The 14,949-nt window shown below is 55.5% G+C and carries 16 protein-coding genes and 1 other annotated feature; of the genes, 5 read left to right on the forward strand and 11 right to left on the reverse strand.

Annotated features, from left to right (window positions below; all coding sequences use genetic code 11):
* Positions 1–53: 53 nt before the first annotated feature.
* On the reverse strand, positions 54–593 hold the full coding sequence (locus KP806_RS06215; RefSeq protein WP_224722706.1) for a ComEA family DNA-binding protein: 540 nt from the start codon (positions 591–593) through the stop codon (positions 54–56).
* A 194-nt stretch (positions 594–787) separates the two neighbouring features.
* On the opposite strand from KP806_RS06215, the gene comER reads away from it, so the two are divergent.
* Positions 788–1,627 (forward strand): late competence protein ComER, encoded by an 840-nt coding sequence (gene comER / locus KP806_RS06220; RefSeq protein ID WP_224722707.1) that lies wholly within the window; start codon positions 788–790, stop codon positions 1,625–1,627.
* A gap of 43 nt (positions 1,628–1,670) precedes the next feature.
* Here comER and leuS read toward each other — a convergent pair whose 3' ends face one another.
* From leuS to KP806_RS06240, 4 genes are all read right to left on the reverse strand, one after another.
* Positions 1,671–4,109: a leucine--tRNA ligase gene (gene leuS, locus KP806_RS06225; RefSeq protein ID WP_224722708.1), complete on the reverse strand. Its 2,439-nt coding sequence runs from the start codon at positions 4,107–4,109 to the stop codon at positions 1,671–1,673.
* A 60-nt stretch (positions 4,110–4,169) separates the two neighbouring features.
* Positions 4,170–4,418 (reverse strand) — a binding site (T-box leader).
* A gap of 79 nt (positions 4,419–4,497) precedes the next feature.
* Positions 4,498–5,313 carry a GNAT family N-acetyltransferase gene (locus KP806_RS06230; protein WP_224722709.1) on the reverse strand — a complete coding sequence of 272 codons (816 nt, stop codon included), beginning with the start codon at positions 5,311–5,313 and terminating at the stop codon, positions 4,498–4,500.
* Positions 5,314–5,376: 63 nt separating this feature from the next.
* Positions 5,377–5,679, reverse strand: a complete 303-nt coding sequence (locus KP806_RS06235) for a hypothetical protein (RefSeq protein WP_224722710.1) — start codon at positions 5,677–5,679, stop codon at positions 5,377–5,379.
* 10 nt (positions 5,680–5,689) lie between these two features.
* Positions 5,690–5,890, reverse strand: a complete 201-nt coding sequence (locus KP806_RS06240) for a YwbE family protein (RefSeq protein ID WP_224722711.1) — start codon at positions 5,888–5,890, stop codon at positions 5,690–5,692.
* A gap of 127 nt (positions 5,891–6,017) precedes the next feature.
* On the opposite strand from KP806_RS06240, the gene KP806_RS06245 reads away from it, so the two are divergent.
* The gene (locus KP806_RS06245) at positions 6,018–7,736 is read left to right on the forward strand and encodes a DEAD/DEAH box helicase (protein WP_224722712.1); all 1,719 of its coding nucleotides are present in this window, start codon (positions 6,018–6,020) and stop codon (positions 7,734–7,736) included.
* Positions 7,737–7,884: 148 nt separating this feature from the next.
* Here KP806_RS06245 and KP806_RS06250 read toward each other — a convergent pair whose 3' ends face one another.
* The 3 genes from KP806_RS06250 to KP806_RS06260 are packed head-to-tail and all read right to left on the reverse strand — an operon-like array spanning position 7,885 to position 11,081.
* Positions 7,885–8,682: a Cof-type HAD-IIB family hydrolase gene (locus KP806_RS06250; RefSeq protein WP_224722713.1), complete on the reverse strand. Its 798-nt coding sequence runs from the start codon at positions 8,680–8,682 to the stop codon at positions 7,885–7,887.
* Positions 8,683–8,704: 22 nt separating this feature from the next.
* Positions 8,705–9,457, reverse strand: a complete 753-nt coding sequence (locus tag KP806_RS06255; RefSeq protein WP_224722714.1) for a pseudouridine synthase — start codon at positions 9,455–9,457, stop codon at positions 8,705–8,707.
* A gap of 1 nt (position 9,458) precedes the next feature.
* Entirely contained in the window at positions 9,459–11,081 is a 1,623-nt protein-coding gene (locus tag KP806_RS06260) for an RsmB/NOP family class I SAM-dependent RNA methyltransferase (protein ID WP_224722715.1), read from the reverse strand.
* Between the two features lie 148 nt (positions 11,082–11,229).
* Between KP806_RS06260 and KP806_RS06265 the strand changes: the two genes are divergently transcribed.
* Positions 11,230–11,748 (forward strand): thioredoxin family protein, encoded by a 519-nt coding sequence (locus tag KP806_RS06265; RefSeq protein WP_224722716.1) that lies wholly within the window; start codon positions 11,230–11,232, stop codon positions 11,746–11,748.
* Positions 11,745–12,287, forward strand: coding sequence for a PCYCGC domain-containing protein (locus tag KP806_RS06270; RefSeq protein WP_224722717.1), 543 nt, complete (start codon positions 11,745–11,747; stop codon positions 12,285–12,287). The genes KP806_RS06265 and KP806_RS06270 overlap by 4 nt, the downstream gene beginning before the upstream one ends.
* Positions 12,288–12,363: 76 nt before the next feature.
* Here KP806_RS06270 and KP806_RS06275 read toward each other — a convergent pair whose 3' ends face one another.
* Both KP806_RS06275 and KP806_RS06280 read right to left on the reverse strand, forming a co-directional pair.
* Complete coding sequence (locus tag KP806_RS06275; RefSeq protein ID WP_224722718.1) at positions 12,364–13,167, reverse strand: GTP pyrophosphokinase; 804 nt, start codon at positions 13,165–13,167, stop codon at positions 12,364–12,366.
* 17 nt (positions 13,168–13,184) lie between these two features.
* On the reverse strand, positions 13,185–14,282 hold the full coding sequence (locus KP806_RS06280) for a quinone-dependent dihydroorotate dehydrogenase (RefSeq protein WP_224722719.1): 1,098 nt from the start codon (positions 14,280–14,282) through the stop codon (positions 13,185–13,187).
* A 170-nt stretch (positions 14,283–14,452) separates the two neighbouring features.
* On the opposite strand from KP806_RS06280, the gene KP806_RS06285 reads away from it, so the two are divergent.
* Positions 14,453–14,593 (forward strand): hypothetical protein, encoded by a 141-nt coding sequence (locus KP806_RS06285; RefSeq protein ID WP_224722720.1) that lies wholly within the window; start codon positions 14,453–14,455, stop codon positions 14,591–14,593.
* A 105-nt stretch (positions 14,594–14,698) separates the two neighbouring features.
* Here the strand turns inward: KP806_RS06285 and KP806_RS06290 are convergent, their stop codons facing one another.
* Entirely contained in the window at positions 14,699–14,935 is a 237-nt protein-coding gene (locus tag KP806_RS06290; protein ID WP_224722721.1) for a ferredoxin, read from the reverse strand.
* Positions 14,936–14,949: the final 14 nt, after the last annotated feature.

Below are 14,949 nucleotides of genomic sequence, written 5' to 3' on the forward strand. Positions count from 1 at the left end.
CTTCATAATTCGCGGATTCCAGCCAATAACCGCTTCCTTCCATTCTCTCACAATTATGGACGAGCGACAATGCTCTCTTCGATGCCGGACAGCAATTTCTCGCCGATCCCTTTTACCCGGAGCAGGTCCCGCACGGATTTGAATTTGCCGTTCTGCCCGCGGTCCGCGACGATCGCCTCCGCCTTGGCGGGACCGATGCCCTTCAGCGCATCAAGCTCCGCGGCGGATGCCCGGTTAATATCGAGTCGTCCGTCGCCCGCCGCCGCAGCAGCCTCGCCATTCTCCATTTCGACTGCAGTTTCGGGAGCCTGACGGCCGGCAGCATCCCCTTCCGCTTCATCAGCTTGTCCGCCGGCAAGTCCGCTCCCGGCAGCCGTAGCTGAAATCTCCGCCACAGCCTCTTTTTCTCCTTCCTCTTCCGCATCCAGCACTTTAAGCGCGGCTTGAACTTCGGCGTTCAAGGGCGACCAATCGGCGCCGGACGGCTGTTTGGGATCGGGCAGCGCGGCGGCGAACAACAGCAGAGCGCCGGCTATTAAGACGGCAGCGGCAATCAGCCGGGTGCCGGTCAATCCGTAGAATCGAGCTTTCATATGAGATACGGCTCCTTTAGGAAAAGTTTATTTTGGCAAGAAGTGACATATCAAACAAGTCTCTGTGAATAAGGTAAGAGAGCAGCCAAAACAATTCCGGAATCCATCCGGTTTCCGCTGCGATTGCGAAAGAAAGCGGCTAGTCCGGCTTTCTAAACTGGTTTTGCTTAGGCAAAGCCTTAGGAGGGTTCAGCATGAATGTCGGATTCATCGGGACGGGGACAATGGGAAGCCTGCTCATCGAAGCATTTATTGCATCAGGCGCGCTCTCGCCGCCGCAAATCACCGTCAGCAACCGGACCTTTACAAAGGCGCAGGCTTTGGCCGACCGTTATTCCGGCATGAAAGCCGAAACCGCGAATGCTGGCGCGGCCTGCGGCAAAGATATCGTTTTTTTGTGCGTGAAGCCCCATGAATTTAAAAAAGTGGTCGACGAATTAAAGCCGGTTATGAGACCGGATCAAATTGCCGTATCGATCACCAGTCCCGTTCTGATCTCCCACCTGGAAGGCGAGCTTGACTGCAAAATCGCCAAGGTGATTCCGAGCATTACCAATCACGTAGGGAGCGGAGCCTCTTTGTGCATATACGGCAAACGGATCGGGGAAGAGGACAAACAGCGGCTGGAAGGCCTGCTTTCTTATATTAGCGAGCCGCTTTGCATCGCCGAGGAATACACCCGGATCGTATCCGATTTGTCCAGCTGCGGACCGGCGTTTATGTCTTTCTTTCTCGAGCAGTTCATCGAAGCGGCGGTAGCGGAAACGGGCATCGGCCGCGAGGAGGCGCAGCGGGTCGCAAGCGCGATGCTGCTCGGCACCGGTCTGCTCCTCACCGAAGGCGGCTTGTCGCCTGCCGACATACAAGCGCGGGTTGCCGTGCCGGGCGGTATTACGGCGAAAGCGCTGAGCCTGCTGCAAAGGGAAACCGGCGGTGTGTTCAATCAGCTGATCCGCACGACCCACGCCAAATTCCGCGAGGACTTAAGCAAGGTTTCCGTTGCATTTATAGGCGAAGAGGTGAACGGTCAATAGCTGTTCTTCAGCTAATGCCCGCTCACCTCTTCACTTGTTGCGATTAATTCGCCACGATATTGACAAGCTTGCCTTTCACGGCAACGACCTTGCGGATCGTTTTGCCCGCGATCAGCTCCTGCACCTTCTCAAGCTCCTTGGCCATGTTTTCCATTTCGGCCGTGTCCATATCGGCTGCGATCGAGGCGCGTTCTACGATTTTGCCGTTTACCTGGATAACGATTTCGACCTCGCGGTCCACGGTCCACGCTTCGTCGAACGAAGGGAACTCGGAGTAGGTCAAAGAATCCGTGCGACCGAGTCTCGCCCAAAGCTCTTCGGCGATATGCGGTGCGATCGGCGACAGCAGCTGCACGAACTGCTCCATCGCTTCGCGCGGCAGAACCTCCGTTTTGTAAGCCTCGTTGACGAAGATCATCAGCTGGCTGATGACCGTATTGAAACGCAGCGCCTCGTAGTCCTCCGCTACTTTCTTGATCGAACGATGCCACGTCCGTTTGAATGCATCGGTCGTTTCGCCGTCCCCGATTTTCTCGCTGAGGTTTCCGTCCTCGCTTACGAACAGGCGCCAGACACGGCTCAGGAAACGGTACGTGCCTTCCACGCCGTTCGTGTTCCAAGGCTTGGTCGCTTCGAGCGGCCCCATGAACATTTCATACATACGCAGCGTATCCGCACCGAATTCGTTTACGATATCGTCCGGATTAATGACGTTGCCGCGGGATTTGGACATTTTTTCGTTATTGTTGCCGAGAATCATGCCCTGGTTGACCAGCTTATGGAACGGCTCCTTCGTGTCGACGACCCCGATATCATAAAGCACCTTGTGCCAGAAGCGCGCATACAGCAAATGAAGCACGGCATGCTCGGCGCCGCCGATGTACAAATCGACCGGCAGCCATTGTTTTTGCTTCTCGGGAGAGCACAGCTCCTTGTCGTTCTTCGGATCGATGAAGCGCAAATAGTACCAGCAGCTGCCTGCCCATTGCGGCATCGTATTCGTCTCGCGGCGAGCCTTCATGCCCGTTTCCGGATCGATTGTATTTACCCATTCCGTAACGTTGGCCAGCGGCGATTCACCCGTACCCGACGGCGTAATTGCGTCCACGTCAGGCAGCAGCAGCGGCAGCTGGTCCTCCGGAACGGTTTTCATCGTGCCGTCCTCCAGATGAAGGATCGGAATCGGCTCGCCCCAGTAGCGCTGGCGGCTGAACAGCCAATCGCGCAGGCGGTACGTAATTTTGCCCTTGCCTTTGCCCGTTTCCTCCAACTTAGCGATCATCGCGGCAATCGCTTCCTCGTTCTCCATCCCGTTTAGGAAGCCGGAATTGATGTGCTTGCCGTCGCCCGTGTACGCTTCCTTCGCAACGTCTCCGCCCTGCACGACTTCTATGATCGGAAGCTCGAATTGCTTGGCGAATTCCCAGTCGCGGGAATCATGTCCCGGAACGGCCATAATCGCGCCGGTGCCGTAGCCGGCCAGTACATAATCGGCGATCCAGATCGGCGTCTTTGCTCCGTTCACCGGATTGACCGCGTAAGCGCCGGTAAATACGCCGGATTTTTCCTTGGCCAAATCGGTGCGCTCCAGATCGCTCTTGCGTGCAGCGGCTTCCTGATACGCTTCCACAGCCGCTTTCTGCTCGGACGTAACAATCTTCGCTACAAGCTCATGCTCCGGCGCCAGTACGCAATAAGTGGCACCGAACAGCGTGTCGGGACGGGTCGTAAACACAACCAGCGACGCATCGTGTCCGTCGATTCCGAACGTCACCTCGGCGCCCTTGGACTTGCCGATCCAGTTGCGCTGCATGTCCTTGATGCTCTCCGACCAGTCAAGCTCCTCCAAATCGTCAAGCAGGCGGTCGGCGTATTCGGTAATTTTCAAAATCCATTGGCGCATCGGCTTGCGGATAACGGGATGTCCGCCGCGCTCGCTCTTGCCGTCGATGACTTCCTCGTTAGCCAGAACCGTACCGAGCGCGGGACACCAGTTGACCGAAACCTCGGCAACGTAGGCAAGCCCTCTTTTGTACAATTGAATGAAAATCCATTGCGTCCATTTGTAATACTCCGGATCGGTCGTGCTGATCTCGCGGTCCCAATCGTAGGAGAAGCCAAGCGATTTGATCTGTCTGCGGAAGTTGTCGATGTTCTTGAACGTAATGTCGCGCGGATGCTGCCCCGTATCGAGCGCATGCTGCTCCGCCGGCAAGCCGAACGCGTCCCAGCCCATCGGATGAAGCACATTATAGCCTTTCATACGTTTGTAACGGGATACGATATCGGTTGCGGTATAGCCTTCCGGATGGCCTACGTGAAGACCTGCACCAGAAGGGTATGGAAACATATCAAGCGCGTAAAACTTCGGTTTCCCCGCGTCTTCCTTCGTTTGAAAGGTTTTATTTTCTTCCCAGTGCTGCTGCCATTTCGGTTCGATCGTTTGCGGATTGTAGCCGTGGTATTGCTGCTCTTGACTCATAAGCGTGTATGCCTCCTATACAATAAAAAAACATAAAACCTCCCGCCCCTAGCGAATATCGCTAGGGACGAGAGGTTGATTTCCCGTGGTACCACCCTAGTTAGCGCAGGCATGCTTTGCCTGACGCTCACTTGTTGCCCTTAACGCGGGACGGACGGTGCGTTTCGTTAGCCGATGTGTCACATCCGGCTCCTTAACCGCACAGCTCCGAGGCGAGCTTCATTCAGCAGCAGGTCCGGCTTGCACCATGTAGACGCCGGCTCTCTAGTCCTTGCTTGCGGAACTACTGTTCCTCTTCAATGCTCCATATGCATAAAAATGGTTAGTTTCGATTATAAAGACCCGACGGTGCAGTGTCAAGGTCAGCCCAGCACATTCGGTAAGCCGTTCATGAAAACCCGGACCGCAATATAAAGGAACACCGGTGCAGCCGTTGCGCCCTGTACCAATATTCGTAAACGGTTTTATAGCCGATTTTGTCGTAAAGCCGGCACGCAGGCGCGTTATCCTTGACGACGAGCAGATAAGCCTCCCGTGCGCCCCTGGATTTGCCCCAGTCGAGCAAATGCAAGACAATCTGCCTGCCGTAGCCCCGATTCCGCTTCTCCCGGTCTGTGAAAATGTCGTACAAGCCAATCCAGCCATCCTCAATGACTGCGATGCCGCAAGCAACCGGCACTCCGTTGTCATACAGGACGGCGAAACCTTTTTCGAGCGGCGATTGGTCCATCATTTTCCGGGTTATGTCCTTATGCTCTTCCGTCAGTCCGCTTAATACGGAGAACGCGTTCAGCCACTCCTCAGTCAGCCTGTCTTCCAGCTTTAGATCTCCGCCCTCATCCGGCGGTTCCGCATCGGACAGCGGCAGCGTTTTGACAAGCGACCGGTCGAGCAGCTCGTAGCCTCTCGCTTCCAGCTCCGCATCGAGGCCGTCGGGCCGGCAAAAAGGCGTTATTTTAAAAACAGTCCGAAGACCCCTTTGAGCGTATAATTGCTCGCACACCCGGATCTTGCCGTCCAGCTCCAATATATGTCCGTACAAAGCGCTGACGGAATTCGAGCGCTTCGTGTACCCGTCCGCGAACCGGAGAAGCCATCCGTCGAACATGACCGTCTGCAGCGCGGGCCAGCCGTTCAGGCTCATTTCCTCGATCCTTTTGTGCAGCAGTCCGCCCGTTTGCTCTATTTCCTTGTCCATCTTCATTTTCGCTTCCCCCATGTTATTTTTGCTGGACGATCCAGAGGCTCTATATATTTATGACGCAAGCTACAGCATGCCAAAGCGCTCCAGCTGCTCCAGCTGGTTCGCTTTCAGCAGCACCTCTCTCTGCTTTGCGCCCATCAGGTCATAATGCGGAAATTCCGTGCGGGCATGGATATAACGCGGATTCAAGCCATGATCCTTGCACCAGCGCGACAGCTTCGCCAAATCGGAGCACCCGACCTTCGTTACCGTGCGGATGCCCGGAAATCTTCGGTCAATCCAATAATGGGTCAGAAATGCGATCTCTCCCGCCGAAACCGCCGCCTTCCAACGTTCCATCTCATCCCGCTTGATCCCGAATGCCATGGCCCCCTCCTTATGGCTGCGCGATTATGTGCTTGACCCTGCCGACCTGGCCGTCTTGCAGCCTGACTTTAATCCCGTGAGGGTGGCTTGGCGAATTCGTCAAAATATCCTTTACGATTCCCCGCGTCAGCTTGCCTGTTCGCTGATCCTGTTTTAAGACGATATCGACCTGAAGCCCCGCTTTGATACTTGCTCTTTCCATTCCACTCATCTTTCAAATCCCTCGATTTCTCATATACTGGCTATTAGCATAGCATACGAACCCGGGAGATGCACAATACGGGTACAACTGTTATACTTAACATCAAACGATGCAAACGAAATGAGGAAATTTACTAATGTCTACCGCATTCAACGCTTTGGGCATCTCGCCCGGCCTTTGCAAGCTGCTTCATCAGGAGGGGATTACAGAACCTACACCGGTTCAACTGCAAACGATTCCCCAGCTTCTCGGAGGCCAGGACGTCATCGCCCAGGCTCAGACCGGCACCGGCAAAACGATGGCTTTCGCCCTGCCGATCCTGCAGCGCATTAACATAGAGAAGGAACAGGTGCAGGCGCTCATTTTGACGCCGACGAGGGAGCTTGCCATCCAGATTACAAGTGAGCTGAAGAAGCTGGCTCCCGCGGTCGGGGCAACCGTGCTTGCCGCTTACGGCGGTCAGGACGTCGAAGCCCAAATCCGCAAGCTGCAGCGCGCGCCGCATATCGTCGTCGCTACGCCGGGACGGCTTATCGACCATATGAAACGCGAGACGGTAAGCCTCGGCAAGCTGCAAATGCTCGTGCTGGACGAAGCCGACCAAATGCTTCACATGGGCTTCCTGCCCGAAGTCGAGAGCATTATTACCCAGACGCCGAGAGCCCGCCAGACGATGCTGTTCTCGGCGACGATGCCCGATGCAATCCGTCGTCTTGCCGCCGAGTATATGAAGGCGCCGTCCGATATCCGCATCAAGAGCACGAACGTCACGCTGGACAGCATTAAGCAGGTCGTCTATGATACGACGGACCGCGGCAAGCAAAAGGCGCTTGTGCATTTGCTCGAGCGTCACCGGCCGTATCTTGCCGTTATTTTCTGCCGGACGAAGATCCGGGCGAAGAAATTGAACGAAGCGCTGCAGGATCAGGGCTTCGAATCCGACGAGCTGCACGGCGACTTGACGCAAGCCAAGCGCGAGCAGGTCATGAAGCGCTTCAGGGAGGCGCGGCTGCAAATACTGGTGGCAACGGACGTAGCCGCGCGCGGGCTGGACGTGGAAGGCGTCACGCATGTGTACAATTACGACGTGCCGCAGGACGGCGAGCTGTACATCCACCGAATCGGCAGAACGGGACGCGCCGGACAGCAGGGAACGGCGATCACGCTGGCTACTCCTTATGACAAAAACACCATTCTGTCCATTGAAAAAAGCATTAACGCGAAGCTGACGCGCCGTTCGATCGATAATCAGGGCGAAGAAGCCGAAGTCCGTACTCAACATGCGGACAGAAGGGAGAAAAGCACCGGCAGAAACGGTTCAAGCCGCTCGGAAGGCAGACGCGGCAGCGGACGAACGGGACAGGCGGAACGGAGCCGCAGCGCCGGCGGTCGCAAAAGCGCGGCGGACAACGCCCGCCCGGCTGGCGCCGCTAAGCGAAGCGGCCGCCAGGCCGAAGCGAGCGTTCATGCCTTCGAAAGCGGCAGTCCATCCGCAGGTTGGGGCGGTCGGCGCGGGGAGCGTCTTGACGGCGGCACGCGCCGCAACGGATCCGCTCGCGGCGAAGCGCCCGCAGGCACGCGGGGCGGCGATCGCCGCCAAAGCGCACCTGCGCGCGGAGCGATCCGCGCAAGCGGCGTATCGCGCGGCAATGATCATGCGGCCGGCAGGGCGATGGATGCCGTGGACAATCCTTGGTCAGCGGCACGCGCAGAATCCAAATCCGGCGGACGCAGCAGCTCGCGCGGTCCCGTCCGGGGCAAGTCCGGCTCGGGCGGACGCGGCGGCCAGCGGGGGAACTCACCTACCGGCGGGCGCGGCGGCTCATCGGGCAAGCCTCGCGGACGCGGCCGATAATTCTAAAATATACAAGCGTAAACGGCTGTCGCCGTCCTTTGGCGGCAAAAGCCCGTTTCGCGATGAAAGAAAGAATTTATACGCTCAAACTTATAAATTCTCGCTTTTAACAAAAAACGCCGGACAGAGTCCGGCGTTTTTTTGTCGTTCAGCCCCAGGCGTACTCGCGAAGAGCGGCGGCAACACCGTCCTCCGCATTGGAAGGCGCCACCGCCTTGGCGGCAAGCTTCACCTCTTCCGGAGAATTGCCCATCGCAATGCCCATTCCCGCGTACCGCAGCATCGTGATATCATTATAGTAATTGCCGATGGCGAGAATACGGTCCGGCGAAATCCCGCGAAGCTCGGCCAGCTGCTGAAGAGCTTTGCCTTTGCTCGCCTCGGCGTGATGCACGTCGATGAAAAAGTCGCCGCTTCGGATCGATTGGAGCTGCGAAGGCCAGGAGGCCCATTCCGCTTGTACGATATCCAGCTTTTCCTTGCTTCCGAATATAGTAAACTTAACAAGCCCGGCCGGGAGGCCTGCCGTGAAATCCAATACCGCCGGCTGTGCCCGGTAATGCATGTACATGCTCTCCGCCTCCGGCGTCATGCTCTCGACCATCATGTCGAACGCCGTGTTCAAATCAAAATGAATGCTGTGCTCCCGGCTGTAAGTGATAAATCGTTGAAGATCATCGGGAAGCATATCGAACTGGTGGATCAGCGACCTGTCGTCCGCATTGATCGTAGCGGCACCGTTATGCGTAATGACGGTGCCCCCTAGTTCAAGCTCCTCCAGCACCGGCAGGGCGCCGGAAGGCCCCCGTCCCGTACATAATACGATTTCGGCTCCGCGGCTTGAAGCCTCCCTTACCGAATCCCTTATCGCGTCGGTCAGAACATGGTCGTCCCTAAGAAGCGTTCCGTCTACGTCCAGCGCAATCAAATCAAAATGCAAGCTCATTCTCCCACTCCTCTTTTTTTCTCTAACTGCCCGAATGCCGGTGCATCCGGAGCGAGTCCAGCTCTTCCTCCGTCAGCTCACGGTACGTCCCTTCGGGCAGCGTCTCGTCGAGCCCGAGCGGACCCATCGAAACTCTTTTCAGATAAACGACTTTTTTGTCCACCGCCTCAAACATCCGTTTGACTTGATGAAATTTCCCTTCGTGTATCGTCAGCCTGATCGTGGAATAAACGTCGCCGTCCTGATTTTGCCGCTCCAGTACCTGAAGCTCCGCCGGCATAGTGACGTATCCGTCATCGAGAGCGACGCCCTCCTGGAACCTTTGTTTGTCGTCATCCCCGACATCTCCCCGCACCCGCGCTTGATACGTTTTGGGGACATGCTTGCGGGGCGACAATAGCTCATGCGCCAACTGCCCGTCATTGGTCAGCAGCAGAAGTCCGACCGTATCCTTATCCAGGCGGCCGACCGGAAACGGCTCCAGCAGCCTGTCCTCCGGCTCCAGCAAATCGATCACCGTCCGCTCGCGGCCGTCCTCCGTCGCCGATATAACCCCCGGCGGCTTGTTCATCATGAAATAAACGACGTCTCTGTAGACGACCGGGCTTCCCTCATAAGCGATCTCGTTATGTCCGGGATCGACGATCAGTCCGCTGTCCTTGACCGTTTTGCCGTCGACCGTCACCTTTCCCTGCTTGACCGCCTTTTTGATTTCGCTTCTTGTTCCGAAGCCCATATGGGATAAAAGCTTATCTACCCTTATACGTTTGCCCATCTTACATCCATCTCCATCCTGCCGGCAGCTCGTTCTTGATCATGCCGCCGGCGTATTTGCCCCATCCGATCGGATAGCCGTCCGTGCAGACAAGCACATATCCCTTTGGGGACGCCCCATCCTTTAATTCGAGCTCCTGCTCGTTCACGAACACGGTTTCTCCCCGTAAATAACGAAGCGTCCGGGGATCCTGCGCGCTCCAATTGACGGAGCGTACCGCCTCCTCGCGCTTTAAGCCCATCGCCAAAGGCTGTGTCGGCACAAGCCTTCCCTTCACTGCCTCCGCCACATACCAGCCCGCTCTAACGACGCGCAAGCCGTCAAGCGAAGGCAGATTGGCAGGCTGCAGGTAAATTTTAGAACCGTACGCGATTACGCTCTCTTCCCATTCCGCTGCTCCTGCCGCAAATTGTCCGGCCTGCTCCCGCCACAGCCCGTACGGATCGACGGTTTCCACGGTCGTTTTCACCCTGCCGTCCCGTTTCCCGTTTGGTCGTTCCGACTCGCCGTTCCTCCACGCTTTTCTAGTTTGCAGCTTGGCTTCCCTGCGTTCTTCCCGTTGATTAGGCCGCTTCTCAGGCGGCTTTGGCCCGATGCCCCATACAGCCTTCGTTTCACGCGCAGCATCCGTTATCCGATTCCCTTCGTCTGCTTCCGTTTGCGTCACCGATTCATTCCGCTCCCCATTCCGCTTTAACACCGCTGCATAATGGCCTTCCCCCACAATGTGGTGGGGCCACAGCCTGACGGTGCCTGCAAGGCTTTGCAAACTTTCCTTGCTTAACCCGGCTTCCGCAGCGACAAGGTCGGGTCTGCCCGGCTGCCACCCGTACCGGTGCTCCACTGGCACAACTTGAAAATCCGGATGCTCCGCCAAAAAAGCCGCGATTTGCTCCTCGTTCTCCTCCGGCGAAAAGGTGCACGTCGAATACACAAGCAGGCCGCCCGGAGCGAGCAGCTTCGCGGCATCCCGCAAAATATTCCGCTGCATAAGCGAGCAGCGCTCTACGGAGTGCTTCTCCCATTCGGCGACCATACTATCATCCTTCCGGAACATGCCTTCGCCCGAGCAAGGGGCGTCGATCAAAATCCGGTCGAACCAACCGGCAAAAGCGGACAGCAGCGAAGCGGGCTCTTCATTCAGGATGACGGCGTTGCGGACGCCCGCCAGCTCGATATTTTTGGCCAAAGCCTTTGTCCGTTCCCTGGCATTGTCATTCGTGACAAGGACGCCCAGGCCTTGAAGCTTGGCAGCGATTTGAGTCGATTTGCCGCCGGGTGCGGCGCACAGGTCCAGCACGCGGTGGCCGGGCCGCACGTCCAGCAGCTCAACGGGAGCCATGGCGCTCGGCTCTTGAATATAGTACAACCCCGCATGATAATGGGGATGCTTGCCCGGCCGTTCTCCCTCGCCGTAGTACAAGCCGTCCTCCGCCCATGGAATCGGGCGCATGTCCGGACCCATGTCCGACAGCCGCTTCCATTCCTCCTTGCTTAGCTTCAGCCGGTTAATTCGAAGCCCGTACACGCGCGGGTCCGAATAGGATGACATAAATTTGTCATATTCCCTTCCGAGCATTTGTTTCATTTTTTCCGTGAATTGACGCGGCAAATGGCCGATCATGCTGTATTCCTCCTGCACTTGTTGTTCGGTGCCGCTGCACTTACATCGTCGCACGGCTTTGATATATAATGTTGATAGATTGAATCCTGGACAGACTTTTTTAATAAAATCGGTCCAATACAAACCCGTTCCGGAGGTACCAACCATCATGAAGAAGAAAAAGAAAACAAAAATGATTTATGTGTACATTGCAATCGTCGTTGTTTTGTTCGGCCTCATCTTCGTCTTGAACAACAACGGCAAAGTGAGCGCTTTGTACGACAAGCCGATTTCCGAATTGAATCCGGAAACGAGGAAGCTGCTTGACGATCCTAACTACCAGAATATCATATTACCGGCCGAGTTGGACAAGATGGTTGCAGATAAGGAAGATTTCTTCGTTTACCTGTTCGCTTCCGATTGCCCGCACTGCAAAAATACGACGCCGAAGCTGATGCCGCTCGTCGATGAGCTGGGCATTGATCTGCCGCAGTTTAATTTACGCGAGTTTCCGTCTTATTTCAACAAATACAACGTCGAATACACCCCTACGCTCGCTTACTTCAAGGACGGTGTGCAGGTAGAAAAGCTTGAGGGCGGCCTTGCTCCCGAAGGCACGACGGAGGGCTATTCGCTTGACGATTACAGGGCATTTTTCAACAAATACTCGGGAGCTGATTCGAAATGATGAAGCGCGGGCGCGTTTCGGAAGTTCAGGCAGCGAGGCGCGAAGAGGAGACTCGCAGCTCCCGTATTCGCGGAATCATGTACGGCATGCTGCTCGCCTTCGCTTTCATTACCCTTCTGACCGCATGCAGCCTGTCCGACGGACAGGAGGAGAGCGGCGGCGGTCATTTGCACGGCTCGGAAACGTGGGAGACGACAGCCTCCTTTGATGAGCTGCCGTCATTCCTGTCCGATTATACTCCCCATACAAGCGATCTGTACCGCGAGGTCCACGACCATATGGATTTGATGAGCGGAGTTACCTGCTATTGCGGCTGCGCGGACGGTACGGCGGTCGAAACCCCGCATGATTCTCTGCTCCGCTGCTACGTTGCCGAGCACCCTGCAGATGAAGGAGGCGTCACCTGGACGAATCACAGTACAAGCTGCGGAATTTGCAAGAAGGAAATGGAAGAGGTTATCGCCTTAAGCAAACAGGGCAAAACCGCCGACGAAATACGCGAAGCGGTCGATGCCAAATACAAGCCGGGCGGCAGCTGAAGCTGCCCGAGTATATTAAAAAAAGAGCAGTCCGAAGGTTCATTCCTTCCCGGACTGCTCTTTTATATCGACTTGGTCAGCTTAGATTCGCTTTTTTCGCTTTGCTTATCGCGGCTTGAATATCCGACGACAGCTGGCTAAGCCCCTGGTAATCTTCCTTCTCAAATTGCTCGTTAAATTTCATTTGGAACTGTGCGGCTTCCCGGACGCGATGATAAAAATACAAATCCTGAATTCCGCCAAGCACCCGGGAAACGACATTCGACTGCTCCTCGAACTCCGTCTGCGAATCTAAAATTTCCTTACGGATGCTGGTCATTTCGGCATCGAGCTGCGCAGCCGCCTCCGCTGCTTTTTTCAGCCGGTTTCTAACGTCCTCGGGCAAACTCTCCTTAAACTTATAATTCAGCGAGTGTTCGATCGTCGCCCAGAAGTTCATCGCCAGCGTACGGATCTGAATTTCCGCCAGCACGATTTTGTAGCCGAGCGCGGTTTGAACCGGATACTCTACAATTATATGGTAGCTGCGGTAGCCGCTTTCCTTGTAATTCGTAATATAATCCTTCTCGTATACAAGCTTGAGATCCTTACGCGACCGGATCAGGCTGGCTACGCGGTGAATATCGTCGACGAACTGGCACATGATGCGAATTCCCGCAATATCCTCGATCCCCGTATCCAGCTTATCAGCGGGAACATTGAGGCGTTTAGCCTTCTCCAAAATGCTGGATATCCGCTTGACACGGCCGGTGACAAATTCAATCGGCGCGTAAGCCTCTCTCGCTTTCAGCTCAACCCGCATCGTCTTAAACTTTACCTTTAATTCCTCTACCGCTTGTTCATAAGGCTGTAAAAACAGATTCCAGTCTCTTCCGTCCATCCGGCCGCCTCCTTCTCTTAACGATGCTCTGAACCTACCGCTTCGGCAATATTACGGAAACCGTCTTTACGCAAGCATTCCTTTAATCCGTTCGTCAGCTCCCTGAGCAGTCCTGGCCCCTTATAAATCAGAGCGGTATAAATTTCGACCAGGGATGCTCCCGCGCGGATTTTATCGTAAGCGTCCTGAGCCGTAAAAATGCCGCCCGAACCGATGATCGGAAGCCTTCCTCCCGTCTGTCGGTAAACGGCTCTTACAACCTCCGTCGACCGCTCGCGGAGCGGCTTGCCGCTCAGTCCTCCGGCTTCCCCGGCATTCGAATGTCTAAGCCCCTCGCGGGACAGCGTCGTATTCGTCGCAATAATGCCGGATACTCCGCTCTCCACAATCGTAGCGACCGTTAACTCGAGCTGCGCGTCGGTCATGTCAGGCGCAATTTTGACGAGCACAGGCTTCGCCTTCTCACCTAATTTCGCTGCTTGCACCGCCATTTCCTTTTGTACGGCGCCAAGTAAATTTCTCAGCTCCTCGCCATGCTGCAAATCACGCAAATCAGGGGTGTTCGGGGAACTGATATTGACCACGAAAAAATCGCCGTATGTATATAAATCTCTTATACAGGTCTGGTAATCCTCATGCGCCAGCTCATTCGGCGTCGTCTTGTTTTTGCCGATATTGACGGCGATCGGAATTCTCGAAATTTTTCTGCCGGCCAGTCTATCGGCCATCGCGGCGGTCCCGTCGTTGTTAAAGCCCATCCGGTTAATAAGCGCCTCGTCTGGCGGCAGGCGGAACAGACGCGGCTGTTCGTTGCCGGCTTGCCCCTTCGGCGTAACGGTGCCTACCTCGGCGAAGCCGAAGCCGATGCTCGAAAAGCCGTCCGCCGCTTTGCCGTTCTTGTCGAGTCCGGCTGCAAGGCCAACGGGATGCGGGAATTGAAGGCCGAACAGCTCGACGGCAAGCTCGGGCGACTTCTCGACGCCGTACATCGCATGCATCAGGCCGTTCATGCCGGGCACTTTGCCTCCGGCCGCCAGGCCGTCGATGACGATGTGATGGGCCTTCTCCGGGTCCATTCGAAAAAATATCGGCTTAAGTATTGATGAATAAAGCAACTTGCTCACTCCGTTCTCGGTTGTATGTTCTATCTGACAGTTTATCTTTTTTGCAACAAAAAGAAAAGAGTCATGCGCCCGGCGCGGCTCCCTGTTATATTGCGGCTTTCGAAGAAAACGATTACAATAGTAATATCCATGATACCCTGAAACGGAAAGGTTGATTAACGATGAGCGCAGCGAAACGTAAGCCGGCAACCATGAGAGTGAAGCCGAAGGAAGAGGTTAACAGGAAGGCTCTAATCTGGGTCTGCTCCATCGTCGGAGCCGTTGTCGTCGCCGTCTCGGCTCTGCTGATCTTTACCTCCTGACCGGCAAGGCACTCAAGCTGCCTGACGGATCCGCATCACAAAAAAAGCTCCTCTACAGCCGGTCAGCACCGGCTGGAGGAGCTTTCTTTTATTTATAGCCTAGCATTAAAAGTTAAAAGGCTCATCTGCGATTTTGATCGAATCCGTAGGGCAGCCGTCAGCCGCATCCTGCAAATCGTCGTACAGATCCTCCGGAATTTCCGTGTTGCCTTTGTTGCCGTCCGCTTTATAAATAACTTCCGCAAGGCCTTCGTCGTCGTAATCGTAAATGTCAGGAGCTGTAGCTCCACAAGCTCCGCATGCGATGCAAGTATCTTTCTCTACCCAAGTAAATTTAGCCATGGAAATTCCCTCCC

Source organism: Paenibacillus vietnamensis (genome assembly GCF_020169515.1).
Classification (GTDB): Bacteria; Bacillota; Bacilli; order Paenibacillales; family Paenibacillaceae; genus Pristimantibacillus; species Pristimantibacillus vietnamensis.

Bases quoted from the DNA above. Each gene is read 5' to 3' on its own strand.
- KP806_RS06215 (WP_224722706.1), bottom strand. From the start codon at position 593: ATGAAAGCTCGATTCTACGGATTGACCGGCACCCGGCTGATTGCCGCT.
- comER (WP_224722707.1), top strand. From the start codon at position 788: ATGAATGTCGGATTCATCGGGACGGGGACAATGGGAAGCCTGCTCATC.
- leuS (WP_224722708.1), bottom strand. From the start codon at position 4,109: ATGAGTCAAGAGCAGCAATACCACGGCTACAATCCGCAAACGATCGAA.
- KP806_RS06230 (WP_224722709.1), bottom strand. From the start codon at position 5,313: ATGAAGATGGACAAGGAAATAGAGCAAACGGGCGGACTGCTGCACAAA.
- KP806_RS06235 (WP_224722710.1), bottom strand. From the start codon at position 5,679: ATGGCATTCGGGATCAAGCGGGATGAGATGGAACGTTGGAAGGCGGCG.
- KP806_RS06240 (WP_224722711.1), bottom strand. From the start codon at position 5,890: ATGAGTGGAATGGAAAGAGCAAGTATCAAAGCGGGGCTTCAGGTCGAT.
- KP806_RS06245 (WP_224722712.1), top strand. From the start codon at position 6,018: ATGTCTACCGCATTCAACGCTTTGGGCATCTCGCCCGGCCTTTGCAAG.
- KP806_RS06250 (WP_224722713.1), bottom strand. From the start codon at position 8,682: ATGAGCTTGCATTTTGATTTGATTGCGCTGGACGTAGACGGAACGCTT.
- KP806_RS06255 (WP_224722714.1), bottom strand. From the start codon at position 9,457: ATGGGCAAACGTATAAGGGTAGATAAGCTTTTATCCCATATGGGCTTC.
- KP806_RS06260 (WP_224722715.1), bottom strand. From the start codon at position 11,081: ATGATCGGCCATTTGCCGCGTCAATTCACGGAAAAAATGAAACAAATG.
- KP806_RS06265 (WP_224722716.1), top strand. From the start codon at position 11,230: ATGAAGAAGAAAAAGAAAACAAAAATGATTTATGTGTACATTGCAATC.
- KP806_RS06270 (WP_224722717.1), top strand. From the start codon at position 11,745: ATGATGAAGCGCGGGCGCGTTTCGGAAGTTCAGGCAGCGAGGCGCGAA.
- KP806_RS06275 (WP_224722718.1), bottom strand. From the start codon at position 13,167: ATGGACGGAAGAGACTGGAATCTGTTTTTACAGCCTTATGAACAAGCG.
- KP806_RS06285 (WP_224722720.1), top strand. From the start codon at position 14,453: ATGAGCGCAGCGAAACGTAAGCCGGCAACCATGAGAGTGAAGCCGAAG.
- KP806_RS06290 (WP_224722721.1), bottom strand. From the start codon at position 14,935: ATGGCTAAATTTACTTGGGTAGAGAAAGATACTTGCATCGCATGCGGA.